The sequence below is a fragment of the Amycolatopsis sp. CA-126428 genome (genome assembly GCF_002904335.1).
Lineage (GTDB): Bacteria > Actinomycetota > Actinomycetes > Mycobacteriales > Pseudonocardiaceae > Amycolatopsis.
The window spans coordinates 1-17,165 of the sequence record NZ_PPHF01000042.1 but is presented as its reverse complement, the minus strand read 5'-3'; the positions used below and the strand labels follow the sequence as shown (position 1 = coordinate 17,165).

Annotated in this window: 13 protein-coding genes; 6 read left to right on the top strand and 7 right to left on the bottom strand. The window is 67.3% G+C overall.

Annotated features, from left to right (window positions below; all coding sequences use genetic code 11):
• Positions 1–41 precede the first annotated feature (41 nt).
• The 6 genes from C2L58_RS12595 to mhpA form a co-directional block, all read right to left on the bottom strand.
• Positions 42–2,297: a CocE/NonD family hydrolase gene (locus C2L58_RS12595; RefSeq protein ID WP_103337756.1), complete on the bottom strand. Its 2,256-nt coding sequence runs from the start codon at positions 2,295–2,297 to the stop codon at positions 42–44.
• A gap of 58 nt (positions 2,298–2,355) precedes the next feature.
• Positions 2,356–2,937 (bottom strand): nuclear transport factor 2 family protein, encoded by a 582-nt coding sequence (locus C2L58_RS12590; RefSeq protein ID WP_199191239.1) that lies wholly within the window; start codon positions 2,935–2,937, stop codon positions 2,356–2,358.
• Between the two features lie 153 nt (positions 2,938–3,090).
• Positions 3,091–3,642 carry a nuclear transport factor 2 family protein gene (locus tag C2L58_RS12585; RefSeq protein ID WP_103337754.1) on the bottom strand — a complete coding sequence of 184 codons (552 nt, stop codon included), beginning with the start codon at positions 3,640–3,642 and terminating at the stop codon, positions 3,091–3,093.
• Between the two features lie 66 nt (positions 3,643–3,708).
• Positions 3,709–4,578: a fumarylacetoacetate hydrolase family protein gene (locus C2L58_RS12580; protein ID WP_103337753.1), complete on the bottom strand. Its 870-nt coding sequence runs from the start codon at positions 4,576–4,578 to the stop codon at positions 3,709–3,711.
• Between the two features lie 61 nt (positions 4,579–4,639).
• The gene (locus C2L58_RS12575) at positions 4,640–4,984 is read right to left on the bottom strand and encodes a cupin domain-containing protein (RefSeq protein WP_199191238.1); all 345 of its coding nucleotides are present in this window, start codon (positions 4,982–4,984) and stop codon (positions 4,640–4,642) included.
• Between the two features lie 6 nt (positions 4,985–4,990).
• Positions 4,991–6,589: a bifunctional 3-(3-hydroxy-phenyl)propionate/3-hydroxycinnamic acid hydroxylase MhpA gene (mhpA, locus tag C2L58_RS12570; RefSeq protein WP_255410530.1), complete on the bottom strand. Its 1,599-nt coding sequence runs from the start codon at positions 6,587–6,589 to the stop codon at positions 4,991–4,993.
• A 240-nt stretch (positions 6,590–6,829) separates the two neighbouring features.
• On the opposite strand from mhpA, the gene C2L58_RS12565 reads away from it, so the two are divergent.
• Positions 6,830–7,612, top strand: a complete 783-nt coding sequence (locus C2L58_RS12565) for a FadR/GntR family transcriptional regulator (RefSeq protein WP_103337751.1) — start codon at positions 6,830–6,832, stop codon at positions 7,610–7,612.
• Between the two features lie 116 nt (positions 7,613–7,728).
• On the opposite strand, the gene C2L58_RS12560 is transcribed toward C2L58_RS12565, so the two are convergent.
• On the bottom strand, positions 7,729–8,763 hold the full coding sequence (locus C2L58_RS12560) for a quinone oxidoreductase family protein (protein WP_103337750.1): 1,035 nt from the start codon (positions 8,761–8,763) through the stop codon (positions 7,729–7,731).
• 136 nt (positions 8,764–8,899) lie between these two features.
• Here C2L58_RS12560 and C2L58_RS12555 point away from each other — a divergent pair, with 136 nt between their 5' ends.
• Genes C2L58_RS12555 through C2L58_RS12535 form a run of 5 tightly spaced genes read left to right on the top strand, consistent with a single transcriptional unit; the run spans position 8,900 to position 16,436 of the window.
• Complete coding sequence (locus C2L58_RS12555; RefSeq protein WP_146073576.1) at positions 8,900–11,350, top strand: CocE/NonD family hydrolase; 2,451 nt, start codon at positions 8,900–8,902, stop codon at positions 11,348–11,350.
• Positions 11,351–11,379: 29 nt separating this feature from the next.
• On the top strand, positions 11,380–12,612 hold the full coding sequence (locus C2L58_RS12550) for an acyl-CoA dehydrogenase family protein (protein WP_158264109.1): 1,233 nt from the start codon (positions 11,380–11,382) through the stop codon (positions 12,610–12,612).
• Between the two features lie 23 nt (positions 12,613–12,635).
• Positions 12,636–13,838, top strand: a complete 1,203-nt coding sequence (locus C2L58_RS12545) for a flavin reductase (RefSeq protein ID WP_103337747.1) — start codon at positions 12,636–12,638, stop codon at positions 13,836–13,838.
• On the top strand, positions 13,835–15,070 hold the full coding sequence (locus C2L58_RS12540; protein ID WP_103337746.1) for a CaiB/BaiF CoA transferase family protein: 1,236 nt from the start codon (positions 13,835–13,837) through the stop codon (positions 15,068–15,070). Before C2L58_RS12545 ends, C2L58_RS12540 begins: the two co-directional genes overlap by 4 nt.
• A gap of 55 nt (positions 15,071–15,125) precedes the next feature.
• The gene (locus C2L58_RS12535; RefSeq protein ID WP_199191237.1) at positions 15,126–16,436 is read left to right on the top strand and encodes a DUF3500 domain-containing protein; all 1,311 of its coding nucleotides are present in this window, start codon (positions 15,126–15,128) and stop codon (positions 16,434–16,436) included.
• Positions 16,437–17,165 lie beyond the last annotated feature (729 nt).

Here is a 17,165-nt window from a genome sequence, read left to right as displayed (position 1 = left end):
CAGTGTTATCTCCTGCTTCGGTGAAAAGAGTGGGTCTGTAGCTAGTTCGCGGGCACGATCGGCAGCTGTACGAAGCTGGGGTGATCGGGGCCGGTGTAGATCGTGTTCGTCGCGTCGAGGTGGTATGTCTCGTCGTAGGCACGTACCGGTAGGCCCGCGGGCGAGTACGGCTGGATGTCGACCCGGAGACGGCTGTTCTTCCGGATTAGCGCGCTGCTCGGGTTGAGGCCGACCTCGATCGCGACGATGTCTCCATCAGCGAGGGGCTGGTGATCGTCCTCGGTGTGGGTGTGGACGGGCCAGTAGTTCGTTGACTTCGCCTCGTCGATTTTGCGGTGCGAGACTTTGAGGGAGCCGTGTCCGATCGGGTGGAAGTTCGTGGGGTCGACCGGGTGGACCACGGCTTCGTAGCGGACTTCTCGGTCGTGTTCGTCGAACACGCGCAGGGAGACGAACACGTCCATGTCGGCACTGGTCGAGGACACCCAGAGCCCGGCTTTCATGTAGCCGACGAGCACCATGTCCTCAGCCAGGGGGTCGCTGACGAAGGAGACACCGGTCGACCAGCGTTCGGTGCCGCCGATCGGACCGGTCGGAGCGGGCGACGGTTGCCCCAGCTCCAGGTGCGCCTCGTAGCTCACGCTGTGTCCGGCCTGCGGAAGGCTGTCGGTGATCCGCAGGAAGTCGCTGCGGCGGCCGTCACCGTGCCAGTCCGACGGGCTCGCATCCAGATACCAGCGGCGGTAGGTGGTCCGCGGGATCGGCCACTCGGGCTCTTCGAGCACGTAGTATGCTGCGCTTCCGGTTCTGACCTGGACCCGCACCGGCGCTTCGTCCATCGCGCCGTTGTCCTCGCCTTTGAGCCAGTAGTCGAAGAATCGCATGTGTTCGGCGACGGTGGAGTCCTTGTAACAGTGCGGGAACCAGGCGTCGACGAAGTCGAACTTCCGCGCTTTGGCTCCGGTGGAGCGAATGTAGGTTTCGCTGCTGCCGAGCTGGTGGATCGCGGCGCCGGTCTGGGGGCCGACGATCCACACCGGAGCTGTCGCCTTCTCCAGCTCGGGGCGCATGAAGATCGAGCCGCGCGGGCCGTACGCGGCCGGGTCGTTGAACGGTGTCGCCAGCACCCGGGTCATCCAGTCGGTCTCGCGTCGCTTGCCGCAGTAGTTCTTCCCCGACCATGCCTTCCACCACCAGCTCCAGAACCCTTCCCCGAAGATGCCTCCGTTGTAGAGGGTTTCGTTGTAGGGATCAGCGTCGGTGCCGAGAGCGATCATCGCCTTCAGGTGCGGGGGCTGCAAGCTCGCGACATTATGCTGTGTCATCGCCAAGTACGACATGCCCCACAGGCCGACGTTACCGTTGGACCAGGACTGCGTCCCCGCCCACTCGATCGCGTCGTAATAGTCCTCAGCTTCCTGGACGCTCAGCGGCGCCTGCAGGCCCGGGCTCTTGCAGACGCCGCGGGCGTCGACCCGGATGCACACGTATCCGTTCGGGACCCACGTCGCCGAGTCGACACTTTCGTGATTCTCGTCCTGCAGGCCGTCGGGGTTGCCGGAGAAGAACCGGTCCTCCAGCTCCTCCTTTATCCGCGCGTCGTTCTCGTTGCAGATGCATTCGTGGTAGAAGCTTTTGCCGTAGAACCCCTTGTTCATTACGACCGGATGGCGATCGCCGTCGTCGGGCCGGAACACGTCCGCGTAGACGAACGAGCCGTCCCGCAGCGGGATCTTCACGTCGGTCATCTTGACGATGCCGCGGATGTTGCGCCGCAATTCGTTGCGAGCTGCGGCGGGACTGCGCAGTCTGCGGGGCGTGGTCGTGGTGAAGACGCCGGTAGTGGAGTTGAGCTTGTCCATGAGGGCCACGACCACGGGGTCGTTGCCGAACCCGTCTTCCTCGGATTCGGCGTGCGCGAAGTTGATGACCACGGGTCCGATCAGGTCGTGCACGATCGGCGCGATCCGCACCACACCCTCGGCGTTGCCGTCCTGATCCAAAGTGTGGATCAGCCGGGCGAGGTTGGTGACGAGCGGATCGTGCAATCGGTCGATCTTGCCCGCCACCCGGTTGACCAGTTGCGCCAAGTTCACTCGCGGGGCGCCTTCGACGGCGCCGAGAATCAGACCGCCCACGAGGAACGTGACCGCTTCTCCGTGCCGGTAACGGAATTCGCCGCGGTCGTTGGTGACGCCGGCGAGGGTCGGCGTCTGGTACTTCAGGCCGCAGACCGGGCCGGCGAAGACGCCGGTGGCGGTGGTGCGCGCCTCGTTGGCTGTGTCGACGTTGACCATGGAGCTCTCGCCTTTGCTGCTCGTCGAAATTCTTCACGCAATAAGTGACAGCGCGGTCTTACTGCTTGCCCTGGATCGCCGCCAGGTACCGGACCTTGCCGGCGTCGACGTGCTGGCGGAGAACGTTGGTGTCCATGTCGGGGTGGTGCTCGGCGTTCGGTACGGGAACGAGCGGGTTGCCGGTCCACGACACGAGCTTGCACAGGCGGTGCCGGATACGCCAACCGTGCTCGGTCCGGACGAGTTCGTCGTCATACCAGCCGGTTCCGGTCCAGTTCGAACCCCCTTCGGCGTCATCGCGGATCAGTACCCAGGTGCCGTAGCTGAAGGTGTAGGCGGTGTCACCATCGACATGAACCAGGTGACCCATCATCGTGTGCTGGTGGTTGTCCAAGCTCTGGTGGAACTCGCCGAAGGAGCGCTTGAAGTTCTCGAGCCCCTTCCAGGCGGAACCGGCCGGCCCGAACTCGGCGGTGACGTCGTCGGTGAAGACGAGGTCGAACAAGTCCCACTGGTGGGCGTCGAGCGCGAACCCGTACAGGTTCAAAACTTGAATGATCTCGGCTTTGTCGTTGTCAGCCATGAGGGCAATCTCCATATCCGTTTCGGCATTGCTGCTGCATGCCTGCGTCAGTCTCATGTCATCGCGTTGCGGGCGCGGTGCGCGGCCGCCTCGATGACGGGAGCGGGGTCGAAACAGGGCGCGTCTCGCAGATCCGTTTTCTCAGAAGCGAAAGACCTCAGCCAAGGGGGCGGGCGGTCCACGGGTTCCGGCCTGGGCCGAGCCGAGGACTCAATCGGGCCATTGAGCGGTCGCCAACGCCGCGCCGGCGAACCCCCCGACCGGAATCAGGGTCGGGTCGGTACCGTCGCGCGTGCCGATGGAGGCGTCGGGGTGGTCGTCGAAGAAGCCGACGGGGCGGTAGCGGTACATCCAGTCGACGGCGAGCTTGCGGCGGGCGATCAGCCAGGTTCCGTCGCGCAGCTCGAACCGGTCGAGGTACCGCGCCCACAACTTGACGTAGTCACCGTTCCAGTGATGGCGCTCCGATGCCTGGTGGTCCGCCTGCAGGTAGGTCTCCACATGCGCGACGGTCGGGCCGTCGAACTCGATGAGGCTGTTGCCGAGGAAGTGCATCGTTCGGACGAAGCGCGGCATTTCATCGGACAAGAACCTCACGAAGCCGTCCAGGGAGCCGGTGTGCAGGCTTTCGGGGAACTGCACCCAGGCGTCGTCGTGGAAGGCGCCGCGGACGAGAGACATGTCGACCCGATCCAGCCCGCGGCAGTACCGCAGAAGGACGTCGTGGATTTCGGCTCGAGCGCTCAGTTCGTCGATATTCATTGCGTCCTCGTGACAAGTTGACGGAGCTCGGTTCGTAGCAGTTGGCGCGGGCTCGCGCCGAAGACGTCACCCGGCCGTGGCCGCGGCGAATCGGTGGTCGTTGCCGACGATGACGTTGCGCAGCACGCCGAGTCGTTCGATCTCGACCTCGACGGTGTCGCCCGGCTGCAGCAACTGGGGCGGGGTGCGGGCGTAGCCGACACCGGATGGTGTCCCGGTGGCCAGCAAGTCACCGGGACGCAGCGACAGCGTCTGTGAGATCTGCGCCAGGGTTTCACCGACGGTGTACATCATCTGATCGGTCCGGGCGTCTTGCACGGTCTCGCCGTTGACGCGGGTCCGCAGCCTCAGGCCGTGGCAGAGGTCCCCGACTTCGGCGGCCGGGACGATGGGACCGATCGGCCCGGACCGGTCGGCGTTCTTACCCAAGGTCCACTGCGAAGTCCGCTTCTGCGCCGTGCGTGCGGTCAGATCGTTGAACGCGGAGTAGCCGACCACCGCGGCCAGCGCTTCCTCCGGGGAGGCGTCGACCAAGGGCGCGCCGACCCAGGCCACGACTTCACCTTCCCAATCGAGCCCGGGTTCGTTGCCCGGCACGGGAACCTCAGCCCCATCGACGGTCAGCGACTGCGTCCACCGGGCGAACACGGTCGGAAACGGCGGCAGCGTCTGGTCGCGGTAGCTGCCCTCCGCGACGTGGTCGTGATAGTTCAGGCCGATGCAGAGCACGCGGGCCCCGGGCAGCACCGGTGGCACCAGCTCGACGGTCGAGACGGCCATCACCGGTCCGGCGGGCGGACGAGACAGGTACGCTGTCGGGTCGCTCCAGAAGTCGACGAGCGGCGCGATGAGGGCGACCGTCTCGCCGCGTTCGCCCAAAGCAGCGACCTCCACATCGGAGTCGCCGTCAGCACGTTTGACCCCTACGATTCTCACTACTACCTCTTCTCTTGCTGATCTGCGGACGCACGGAAGGCGGTCGCCGGCACCGTCGTGGTTATCTGCTGACCGGCCTGATGACGAGCATGCTGGCGGGCAGGTGGGTTCGGTTGACCACCTGCCGCACCGTTCCGGCGGTGAAGCGCACTGAATCGAACGGGTGCAGCGTCTCTTCGGCGCCGTCGCTGATCATCACCAGCTCGCCGGCGACGAGGACGTAGATGGTTTCTGCCGGTTGAGGAGCCATCTGCGCTTCTCCGCCGGGCAGGTAGTGAGACAGAACCACCGAGACACGACCTGGCGTTGCTCCGTGACCGCCCTGTAAGCGCACAGGTCCGACCCCGTGGTGTCCTGGCGGGTCGAACGGCTCCGCGTCGGCGAGCCGGGTTACCTGCATACCCATGATCGATCACTCTCCTGCGGTCGTGTCCGGCTGCAGCGCCTGGCGCAGGCGCGTGAGGAAGGTCGGGACGTCGTGGTGCGCGCCGGCGGCGAACACGTAGAAATCCGGGCGCGCGACAACCGCCTGGCACCCGTTGTCGGCGAACCAACGCTGGTAGAGCCCATCGACGTCCTCGACCTCCCCCTGTGTGGAGACCTCCGCGACGACGCCACCGAGGTGCCGGAACCACTCCAGGTCGTCGAACCCGCAGAAATCGGCCGGATGTCTGCCGAAGCCGATCAGCTGCCAGCAACCGCCGACGACATCGTCGAACAGGCCTTCACGGCCGCCGACGCGGACCCGCCCCTGAGGTGCCAGCCGTCCGTCGGTGCCTGCGCTGGGCATCGTCAACGAGGGACGGCCCAAACGGGGGTGTGGTGGCTGGCGGGTGACGGCGTGGGGGTCGCGCGCGCGGTCCTTCATCTCCGCGTCCCGGGCGGCCGCGCGGTCGGCGTCGAGTTCGCAGATGACCCGGCCGGCGGCGACCGCCTCGTCGATGATCTCCAAGACGTGTCCGGTGCGTTCGGGCCCGTAGCTTTCCAGTACCGCGGGACTGGCGCAGCCGCGGTGCACGAGGGCCAGCCGCCAGGTCAGTGCCCGGGCGTCGCGCAGGCCCGAGCACAGGCCTTGGCCGAGGAAGGGCGGCATGACGTGCGCGGCGTCGCCGGCGAGGAAGACGTTGCCGACGCGCCACCGCTGCGCCCACTGTCCCCGGAACGTGTAGACAGCGTGTCGTTCCAGGCGCGCGGTCTCGGGCGTCACGCCCCAGGGAGCCATGAGCCGCCACGCCGTGCTCTCCTGGTTGAGCTCGTCGATGGTGGTGTCCGCGCGGCGCATGAACTCGAACCGGCGGCGACCCGGTCCGCTGTTGACCGCGGTCGCCGGTTGCGCCGGGTCGCAGTACTGGGTGACGAACGCACTCCAGTTCTCCTCGATCAGCGGCTGATAGTCCACCACCAGCCAGTCGGCGGTGAAACCTGAGTCCTGGACGCCAATGCCGAGGTGAGCGCGTACGGCGCTGTTGGCGCCATCGGCGCCGACGAGCCACCGTGACTCGATCTGCACGACGTCCTCGGACGTGTCGCTCGGGCTGAGGTGGACCGACACGCCGTCGTGATGCTGCGTCACAGCCCGAAACGACCATCCGCGGTGGACAGACACCCCGGGCGTCGCGACCGCGAGCTCTTCGAGGGCGGCCTCGAGGTCAGGCTGGTAGAACCCGTTGGTGTTGGCCCACCCCGACTCCGACGCCCGGTTCCAGTCGATGGCCTGCAGGAGTTCACCCGCGCCGTTACGGAACTCATAGCCGCCCCGTTCACCCTGCGACGGCTCGAACAGGTCGGCGTGGCCGGCCAGCAGCCCGGCGGCCTGCAGAATGCGAATGGCTTCGTGGTCGATGGTGCAGGCCCGGGGCAGCGGGTACCGCTGGGGCCAGCGCTCGATCACCGCGACCCGCAGCCCGGATTGCCCCAGGAAGACCGCCGTCAACAGGCCGACGGGGCCGCCGCCGATCACCACGCAGTCGACCGCTCGTCGCAGCGCGACGGGAGTGCGTGCCGGGGGCATCGTCATGGGTGCCGCTCCCCCACGCGACGCACCTTGAGCCCATCGCGGACGATCGCCAGCACCGCATCAGCCGCGCACAGCGTTCGAGGCACACTTCGCCACGTCACAAGGTCGCCTCCTACCGTCGCCGTTGGCGGCCGAACACCGGGGAGGTGAAAGGTTCACGCAAACACCCGTATGTTTCGGATAGTTTGATCCTGTCTTTGACGGGTGGCCGCTGTCAAGAGCTAAAATAGGCGGATGTTTTCCAGACCACCCGGCCTCGCCCAGAACCTTGCCTCCGAGATCGAGGAGCTGATCAGCGTCCGTGGCCTTCAGTCCGGTGAGCGGGTGGCCACCATGGAGGAGTTGCGTACGCAGACCGGGTACGGCCGCGCCACCATCGGCGAAACGTGTCGTCTGCTCGCCGAACGGGGCATCGTCGAGGTCCGCCCCGGCCGCGGCGGCGGCCTGTTCGTCGCGCAGGTCAGCCCCGTGGTGCGGTTACGGCAAACGCTGCTCACCGTGCCCCAAGGCGCGACCACCGTCGCGCACGCTATTGCCTTGCGTGACGCACTCGAGGAGCTCGTCGCGCTCGAGGCCGCCGCAAACCGGACCGATCGCGACCTGAGGGACCTCGACGTCTGCCTGGACGCGATGCGGCGCTGCAGTGACGATTACGACGACTTCGTGCACGCGAACTGGTCGTTGCACGAACGCATCGCAGCCATTACCTCCAATGATCTCGCCCGCGCGCTGTACGTCGCCTTGATCCGCGCCATCACCGAGCTTTCGGTCCGTGCCGACCCTCAGACGTCCTGCACCTCGAGCGCTTACCTGGCCGAGCGGATGGCCGTGCACGAGGACCTCGTCGAGGCGATCCGACTCGGCGACGCAGACCGGGTCCGGGCGGCCGTCGCCGCTCATCGCGGTGACCGCGCAGCCGGAGTGCTGGACGGCTGCTCAGGACAGTTCTCGGCCACCGCCGGCGACCGCGTCTCACCGCAAGGTACGCCGGCCAAGCGCCGCGCCATCGTGGATTGATCGACGCTCCCCGGCCCAGCACCCGCACCGGCGACACCGTCCCGGCAAGATTTCCGGCGACACCACGCCGGGAAAGTTACCGGCGCCATCAGCCCTTCCGGATGCCGCCGCCGTGCCTAGCTGCGGGCGCCCTCAGGGATGACGACGCACTTCTTATGGGGTGAGTCCGCCTGGGCGCGCCACGCGGCCGGAAGTTGATCGAGCGCTACGGTCTCGACGTCGAGGGTGAGTTCTGCGCGCAGCAGCGCCGTCCACAGCCAGTGCAGTGCTTCTCGCTTGTGCTGCAGCGGTGTGTGGAGACCGGCGAAGCCGGATAGCGTGAGTTGCTTGCCGCGCAGCAGCCCTGCCGGCACGGACGCGGTGGCGCCGGCGGCGTTGCCGATGTTGACTACACGCGCGCCCGGTGCGCATGCCCTCAGCGCGGCCTCGACGGGAAGCCCGTAGACGCCGTCGAGGACGACGTCGACCGGTCCAGCCGCAGCGAGCAGACGGCCCGCCAGTTCGTCCGCGGTCTCGCCGGCCCTCAGCGCGATGACCGCATCCGCGCCCAGATCGAGTAGACGCTGCAGTGCCGCGTGGTCGCGCGCGACGCCGACCACACATTTCGCGCCGCTGCGGTGCGCTACCTGGATGGCGATCTGCCCGACCGCTCCGGTGGCTCCCAGCACCAGCACCGTTTCCCCGGGACACAGGGTGGCGTCCTCGAGCAGCGGGATGACCGCCGCGGTGCCGGAGTTGCCGACGGCCGCCCCCAGGACCGGATCGAGCCCTTCGGGCAGAGGCAGGAGGTCGTCGTCGGCGATGAGGACGTGCGTGGCGAAGGTGCCGGACGTGGCAGGAGAGGCGTGGCACTCGGCATAGACGGTGGTGCCGCGCTCGTAGCGGCCGGAGTCGAGCACGATCCCCACGCATTCGCTGCCGGGGACGTAGGGGGCGTCGTGGCGAACGGAGTGAAACGTGCCCGAGGCGATGGCCAGGTCCAAGGGGTTCAGCGGCGCGGCAGCCACGGCCAGCAGGGTGGTACCGGCCGTCGGCGACGGCAGAGCGATGGAGCCCAGGCGTGGCTGGGCTCCCGGCGCGTCGATGATCGCTGCCGGCATCCTGTCGCCGTTGTCCGGCGTGTCGCGCGGCCGGGCTTGTGGTCCGGTCATGCTGCACCTCCGGGAGTAGGCCGCGCCACATTCTTCCCGCCGCGGCCGGACCGGCCGATCGCGACCGTGGTCGCGGCGGCCGTGCTGTCACTCTTCACTGGGACGTGCTCCTTCCGCAGGACAGGGGTAGAGCCCCGTGCGGCACGCGCCCGAGGGGAGGCTCGCGGCCGGAGCGGCGCCGCTCTCATCTCAACTTGACAGACCGACGCCGCCGGATCACAGTAGCAAAAGAAGCGAAAGATACGGGTGTTTTAGGTTCGCGTCTCGACGAGGAAGTGCGATGGTGCGTGAAGGACAGTTCGCCGGACCGGTCGTCGGCTTGCGGTTCGACACCCCAACCTGTTCAGGTGTCACCGATGTGGCGGGGACCTTCCGATACCGCGACGGCGAGATCATCACCTTCTCCGTCGGCGAGGTCATCGTCGGTGTGGCTCGCGGCGCGCAACGGCTGACCCTCGCCGACATCGTGGCCAGGGTCAGCGGCAGCCTTGCCAAGGTGGCCGATCCGGGCCTGACCAACATCGCACGCTTCGTGCTGACGCTGAATGAGGACGGCAACGCTGACGCCGGCATCACGCTGACTCCGCGGATGCATGAGCTGGTGGGCGATCGTGCCATCGACTTCCGCTACCGGATCATGTCGCTGCCGGGCGCAGCCGTCGATCCCCTCCAGGCGTTCACCGACGACCCGGTCCTCGCGCAGCTGCTGGAGGATCTCAACCAGGCCAAGGTGTTCACCGGCACCACGCCGCGCACGCTCACTTCTCCGGCCGCTGCACGCAACGAGGTGCGCCGCCACATCCTCGGCATCCGGCGCTACCGCGACGTCAAGATCCCGCTGCGCAACGGCTCCTTCGTCTACGCCGACGTCTTCCGCCCCGACAGCGACGACCCGGTCCCGGTCGTGATGAACTGCGGCGTCTACGGACGAGCCTTCGTCCACCACTCCATCTGCAGCGGAGAAGACGCCGAACACCACGAGGTGATGGAAGACCGGTACTTCCGCGGCAACCCCGACGGCTACGAGTACGAAAACCACGAAAGCATCAACACCGCCACCTGGATCCCGCGCGGCTACGCCCTCGTCCGCGTCGACGGCCCGGGCGCGGGCAAGAGCCCCGGGACACTGGGCATCTGGGGCATCGAGGAAGCCGAGGCCTACTACGACGCCATCGAATGGGCCGGTGCCCAGCGCTGGTCGAACGGCAACGTCGGCCTGTGGGGCATGTCGTACTACGCGGTCAACCAGCACGCGGTGGCCAGCCTGAAGCCGCCGCACTTGAAGGCCATGATCGCGATCGGTACCGACGCCGACCTCTATGAGGAAGTCGCCTACACCGGCGGCATCCTCAACGAGGAATTCTTCCCCGGCTGGTTCGCAGGTGGCATCGTTCCCGCGATCTGCGGGGACGTCGACGCGGAGGACTTCCTGGCGACCGCCCGGGCGAACCCGTTCAAGGACTCCGACCCCGACGCGATCTTCGGGCCCCGGTCCGAAGTGCTGATGAGTCCCGACCTCAGTGACGTCTCGGTGCCGTTGTGGACGGTCGCTGCGACCGCGCATCCCGGCAACTTCCACCAGCTCGGCAGCAGCGAAACCTACCTCAACACACCGACGTCGAACAAGAAGATCGACTTCTGGGAGGACTGGTTCCTCAAGTCCTACTCGCCCGAGGCAGTCGAGGGCCACGTCGCGTTCTTCGACCACTGGCTCAAGGGCGTCGACAACGGGATCATGGACACGCCCCCGGTCCGGTTGGAGATCCGCACCGGGCGCGGTAGCTCGTATCTGCAGCAAGAGCACGAGTGGCCGATCGCGCGCACCGACTACGTCAAGTGGTACCTGGACGCAGCACCGGCAGAGGGAGACAGCCACCCCGGCTGCGACAACGTCGGACGACTGGCCCGCACAGCACCCGAGGCCCAGCACTCGGTGACCTACTCGGCCGAGGTGGACCCATCGATGGCGTTCTCGGCTGCGGTGGACGTGGCCGAGTTCCGCCGGCCCGCGCCACCGGCAGCCGCGCAACACGGCGGGAAAGCCGCGCCGTGTTCACCGGGTGCCACCTTTCTCAGCGCTCCGTTCGACGCCGACACCGTCATCGCCGGCTACAGCAAGCTGATCGTCTGGGTCTCCTCTACCAGCGAGGACATGGACATCTTCGTCGCCTTGCGCGTTCTGGACGAACGCGGCCAGGAAGTCGACTTCTGTGGCCCGGCCCTGATTCCTGGCATCTCGACCACGTTCTACCCGCTGGCGAAGGGCTGGCTCAAGGTCTCGCACCGCAAGCTGGACCCGCAGCGCTCGACCGAGTTCCGGCCCAAGCACACCCACTTGCAGGCCGACTACGCACCGCTGCGCGACGGTGAAGTCGTGCCGGTCGAGGTCGAGATCATCCCGAACACCGGTCTGATCCGGACGGGCCAGCGGTTGCGTGTCGACATCCAGCCCTACACCGGCGCCGGACACGGCATGCGTCACACCTACGACAGTGCCTACCACGACGGGGCGCAGAACACGATCTTCACCGGACCCGACTACCCGAGCTACGTGCAACTGCCGGTCGTGCCGCTCGCCGCGTCATGAACCCAGCCCAAGCAGAAGGTGAGCAACACGTGACGACCAACAGCACCGTGGTCGCCCAGCGGCCCCAGGCGAAAGACATTCTCGCCCACATCGAGGAGCTGACGCCCTGGCTGCGCGAGCACCAGGCCGAAGCCGAACAGCAGCGCCGTGTCCCCCAGGAGAGCATCGAGCGTCTCGACAAGGCCGGGATCTTCGCCCTGACCACGCCGCCGCGCTACGGCGGCGCCGACTTCAGTACCCGGGACATGCACGACATCTTCCGCGCGTTCGCCGCCGGGTGCGGGGCGACCGCGTGGGTGGTCTGGGCCGCCGCCGGGGGCAACCTGTGGAGCTGCGCCTTTCCCGAGAAGGTCATCGCCCCGGTGTACCAATCGCCGTGGGTAGGCAACCGCACCTTCGCCCTCGGCGGCACCAGCCGGCGCATGTCCGGGACCGCACGCCAGGTCGAGGGCGGCTGGATGATCCAGGGCGCGTGGCCGTTCGCCACCGGCAGCGTCCATGCTTCCCACGGGTACCTCGCCGCCTTCTACGACGAGACCGACGACGGCAAGATCGGCATGGCGCTAGTTCCCAAGGAGCAGCTGATCGAGCGCGACGACTGGGAGGCGATGGGGCTCGCCGGCACCGGCAGCCAGACCGTCGCCACCGACGGGGAGCTGTTCGTCCCGGACGAGCGATTCAGCACCCCCGCCCAGCTCGACGCCCAGATCACGCAGCTGACCCAGCAGGGTCGCGGTCCGGCGCGAGGCGGGATCGTCCGGTCGATCACCATCAGCACCGGCCTGGCTCTCGGCATGGCCGACCAGGCGGTGGAGGCGTTCCTCGGTGCCATCGGCCGGCGCAGCCTGCCGTACTCGCCGTACTCACGCCAGCTCGACGCTCCGGTCGCCCACCACACCGCCGGCCACGCATACCAGCAAATCCGCGCCGCGGGGCGCGTCGCCGACGCCGCGGTCGCCGAGCTCGACCGCTACCAGGCCGAAGACAAGGATCCCTCGGAACCTGAGGCGCTGCAGCTGCACACTGACGCCGCCTACGTCTGGGACACCTGCAGCCGCGCGGTCGAGGCACTGTTCCGCGACTCGGGCGCCTCGGCGATCGCCACACGCAACCCGCTGCAGCTGATCACCCGCAATTGCCTTGCCGGCAGCATGCACGCCGCCAACCACCTCGACACGTGGCTGGAAAACCTCGGACGGAGCTTGTGTGGCGTTGACGCCGCGGCGCTGTCGACCAGCGTGCTTGAGCGGCGCCCCGCCTGACTTGCCTCGACGAGGAGAGCATCATGTCCGAACCCATCGACCCGCAGCACTTCCGCCATGTGCTGGGACACTTCCCCACCGGCGTCGCTGCAGTGACCTCCTGCGACGACACCGGCGCCCCGGTCGGCATGACGGTCGGGTCGTTCACCTCCGTCTCACTCTCGCCACCGCTGGTGGCGTTCCTGCCGGGCAAGCACTCACGTACGTCGGCGACGATCCAGCGCCACGGCCGATTCTGCGTCAACATGCTGGGCGCGCACCAGGAAACGGCATCCCGGTCCTTCGCCAGCGGCGGCGATCGGAAGTTCGACGGCCTGGGCTGGACGTGGTCACCCAACGGACTGCCCCGCGTGGACAATTCCCTCGCCTGGATCGAGTGCACCGTGTACGCCGTGCACGAGGCCGGCGACCACAACATCGTCATCGGGCAGGTGACGGCGCTGGATGCGCCGCAACCATCGTTGCCGCTGCTGTTCTTCCAGGGCGGCTACGGACGGTTCGCGCCTCTGTCGCTGGCGGCCGCGAGCGAGCCCGACCTGATCGAGCACCTCCGGCTGGTCGATGCGGCCAGGCCCATCATGGAAGAGGTCGCCGCGCACCACCAGGTCGAATGCCTGGCCTCCGCCGCCGTCGGCGAGGACATCGTCCTGCTGGCCACGGCCGGCACCCCCGCCGGCGGCCGCACCTACAGCCGCGTCGGGCAACGACTGCCGCACATACCCCCCTTGGGAACCGCGCTGGTGGCCTGGTCGGAAGACGCCGCGCACGCCTGGATCGCTCGAGCCGGCGACTGCTCGCAGCGGCAGTACGACCCCCAGCAACTGGTCGAGCGGGTGCGCGCCCGCGGCTGGTCGGTGGCGACGTGGAGCGACAGCCTGCGTGAGCTCGAGTCCAGCGTCGACGACACCACCCTCAAGGGGCTGACCCCGCACGGGCGCCGCGCAGTGCGGCAGTTGGTCGAACAACTGGGCAGCGAGCACGAACCCGACGATCTGCACGACAAGAGCCAGCACTACCGGATCCGCAGCGTGTCCGTACCCGTGTTCGACGCACGACACCAGGTCGTCATGCAGCTGACGGTCAACGGCCTACCGCCCCAGGCCGGGCAAGCCGACGTCGACACGTACGTGCGGCATCTGCGGGACGCGGCCGAGCGGGTGTCTCGAACACTGCCCGACGCCGGGCGCGCAGCGTCGGACGCCGTGGCAGGAAGGAACCCCCGATGAATCCCGCATCCGCCTCGCTTCCCGCAGCAGCGGATTCGCCCGGGCCGCTGCGCGACCTGCTCGTGGTGGATCTGAGCCGGGCCGTGGCCGGACCGCACGCCACAATGATGCTCGGCGATCTGGGAGCACGAGTGGTCAAGGTGGAGGCGCCGGATACCGGCGACGACGCCCGTGGCTGGGGACCGCCGTTCGTCACCGGCGACGACGGTCAGCGCGAGTCGACGTATTTCCTCTCCGTCAACCGGAACAAGGAGTCGGTCTGTCTCGATCTGAAAGATCCGGCCGACCTCGAGGTCCTCGAGCAACTCATCGGTCGCGCTGACGTCCTCGTCGAGAATTTCCGCACCGGGGTGATGGACCGACTCGGGCTCGGTGATGAGCGGCTACACAAACTCAACCCACGCCTGGTCGTGCTGTCGATCACCGGGTTCGGACACGACGGGCCCGAGGGCGGCAGGCCCGGCTACGACCAGATCGCCCAAGGCGAAGGCGGCCTGATGTCGGTGACCGGATCCGGTCCCGAAGATCCGCAGAAGGTCGGTACACCCATCTGCGACCTGCTCACCGGGATGTACGGGGCGTACGGTGTCCTCGCCGCGCTGCACGAGCGGACCCGCACCGGCCGCGGTCAGATCGTCCGGACGTCCCTGCTCGCGGCCGCCGTGGGCGTCCACGCGTTCCAGGGGACACGCTGGACCGTCGCCGGAGAAGTGGGGCGCGCGGCCGGCAACCACCATGCCGCCATCGCCCCCTATGGCCTGTTCCGCTGCGCCGACGGGTCCGTGCAGATCGCGGTCGCCACCCCAGCCCAGTGGTCGCGGTTCTGCGCCGGTTTCGACATCGATCCGGCCACCCCGGGCCTGGCCACCAATGCCGAGCGGGTGGCCCACCACGGCGAGCTGGTCGCCCTTGTCGAGAAGGTGTTCGCGACGTGGACGGCAGCCGACCTGCTCGATCGCTTCGCCGAGGCAGGGATTCCTGCCGGCAAGGTGCGCAGCATCGACGAGGTGTACACGTGGGACCAGACCCGCAGCCAGGGTCTGCTCATCGAGGTCGACCACGACACTCTTGGCACGATCACGTTGCCCGGGCCGCCGTTGCGCTTCTTCGAGGCTTCCGGCACCGAGCACACCCGAACGGGACACCGCCCGCCTCCGCGGCTCGACCAGCATGGGCCGGCGATCCGCTGGGGAATCTCGGACGAGCCACGAGACGCTCATGCGGACTCCTGACTGCTCGCCAGCCTTCCGCCGCTGACCACCTCGTTCGCTGTCCGGACCGTTCGACTTGCTCTCCTACGACATCAATCCCACCCCGTTGCTGACGGCTGATCGCCAAGGACTGCTGATGCCGGAAAACTTCCGCGACTACCTGATGCCACCCGATGCCGAGAAGTTCGACGGCATCGAGGACCTCGACGCCTACCAATGGGTCGACCGGCACCTGCAGTACGACACGTTCCGCGGCGCCATCGACGCGTGGACCGCAATGTTCGCTGAGACGTCTTTCCGCGGCATCACCACCGACGGCACGCGGCACGAGGGTTTGTTCCCGAGGCGGGCCGAGGCGGCACCGACCACGGCGATGGTCGCAGCGGCACAGCACCTGCTCGGCACGCTCGATGACACGCAGCGGCGTGCCGTGCAGCACCCGCTGAACAGCCGCGTCTGGCGGGCGTGGATGAACCCGGAACTGTACGTCAACCGCTTCGGCCTCCGCCTGGACGAAGTCTCCGCCGACGTGCGCGCCGCCGTACTGGATCTGATACGCGCAAGCCTCAGCGAAGCGGGCTTCGCCAAAGTGCGCGGATGCATGTGGACCAACGCCTTCCTCGGGCAGCTCGTCGGCGGTCCCCGCGTGATGAACGAGTACAGCTACAACTTCAATCTCTTCGCCGAGCCGAGCGAGACCGCTGCGTGGGGATGGTCGCTCTACGGCCACCACGTCTGCGTAAACGTCATGGTGATCGGCACCCAGATGATCGCCAGCCCCATGTTCCTCGGCGCCGAACCCAACGTCATCGACGACGGCCCATACGAAGGAACCAGGCTGTTCGGTGAACCGGACAGGCTCGCCCTGAACCTGCTGCACGGCCTGCCCGAGACGATCCGCGACGCGGTCGTGCTCTACCCGGACAAACGCGACCCGGCGATCCCGCCCGGCCGGGAAGCCTTCGGCGACGAGCTGCACCTCGGCGGCATGTTCCAGGACAACCGCGTCATTCCCTACGAGGGGGTGTGCGCCGTCAGCTTCCCGCCGCACAGCCGCGACCTGCTCTGCCGCCTCGCCGGAACCTTCATCGACCACCTGCCACCCGGCCCCTACCACGCGCGTCTCAACGACATCCGCGCTCACCTGGATGACACGTGGCTGTGCTGGATCGGCGGCTCAGGACCCGACAGCCCCTTTTATTTCCGTATTCAAAGTCCCGTTGTGCTCATCGAATACGAACACCACGCCGGGATCATGCTCGCCAACGAACGCCCGGAGAAGTTCCACACCCACACCATCATCCGCACGCCGAACGGCAATGACTACGGAGTCGCCCTCGTCGCGCAGGAAACCGGACAACAGCTGACCCTCACCGACGAGGAGTAAGCCATGGCAGTGCGACTCGACTGGGCCGCCGCAATCCCCGCCTGCGCTCGACTTTCCCCGGAGGCAACAGAACATCACAGACCGTCGGAAAGCTCCCGGCAAGCTCGCATTGGCCCCAGCAGAAACCGTCCGTCCCGGACCGGTCATCGGCAGTGGCGCTCGTCTTCGCTCACCATGACATCGCGATTCCTGAAACTGACACACCCGATATCCGCATTGACACGCTCACCCCAGTCGAGCGCATCGCCCTTTCGCCACGGCTTGCGTGTGCACCTCCTGATCCGTCGTCAAAGAGGTCGTCTGCTGTGCACATGTCGAAATGAAGGCCCTACCTCCAGTAAGAGAGTGCACATGATCCCGGACAAGTTGGTAACGCTGCCAAGCCAGACAGAGCAGCGACCTGACTCCGGGTGACGGACAGCAGTGACATCAGCGACCGGCTCGCTGTCGGCCCCCACGTCCCGTTGGCAATGACCTTGGAGGCGCGCATTACTCGCCTCGACCGCGAATTCGGCAGGGATGCGCCATCGACTCCGCTCGGCACTTCAATTCTCAGCGTCACCATGATATTCGTTTGCCAGGCATGGTTTATTCACTCACGAAACCTGCGGGCAGCTTTGACAGATGAACGTCGTGCTCGTGATAGCAGTTTTCGTTTCGGCGCACTACAGGAGGCCTTGCAACCATGACCGAGCAGTCCCCCGCCCTGGACAACCTGCTCACCGAGAG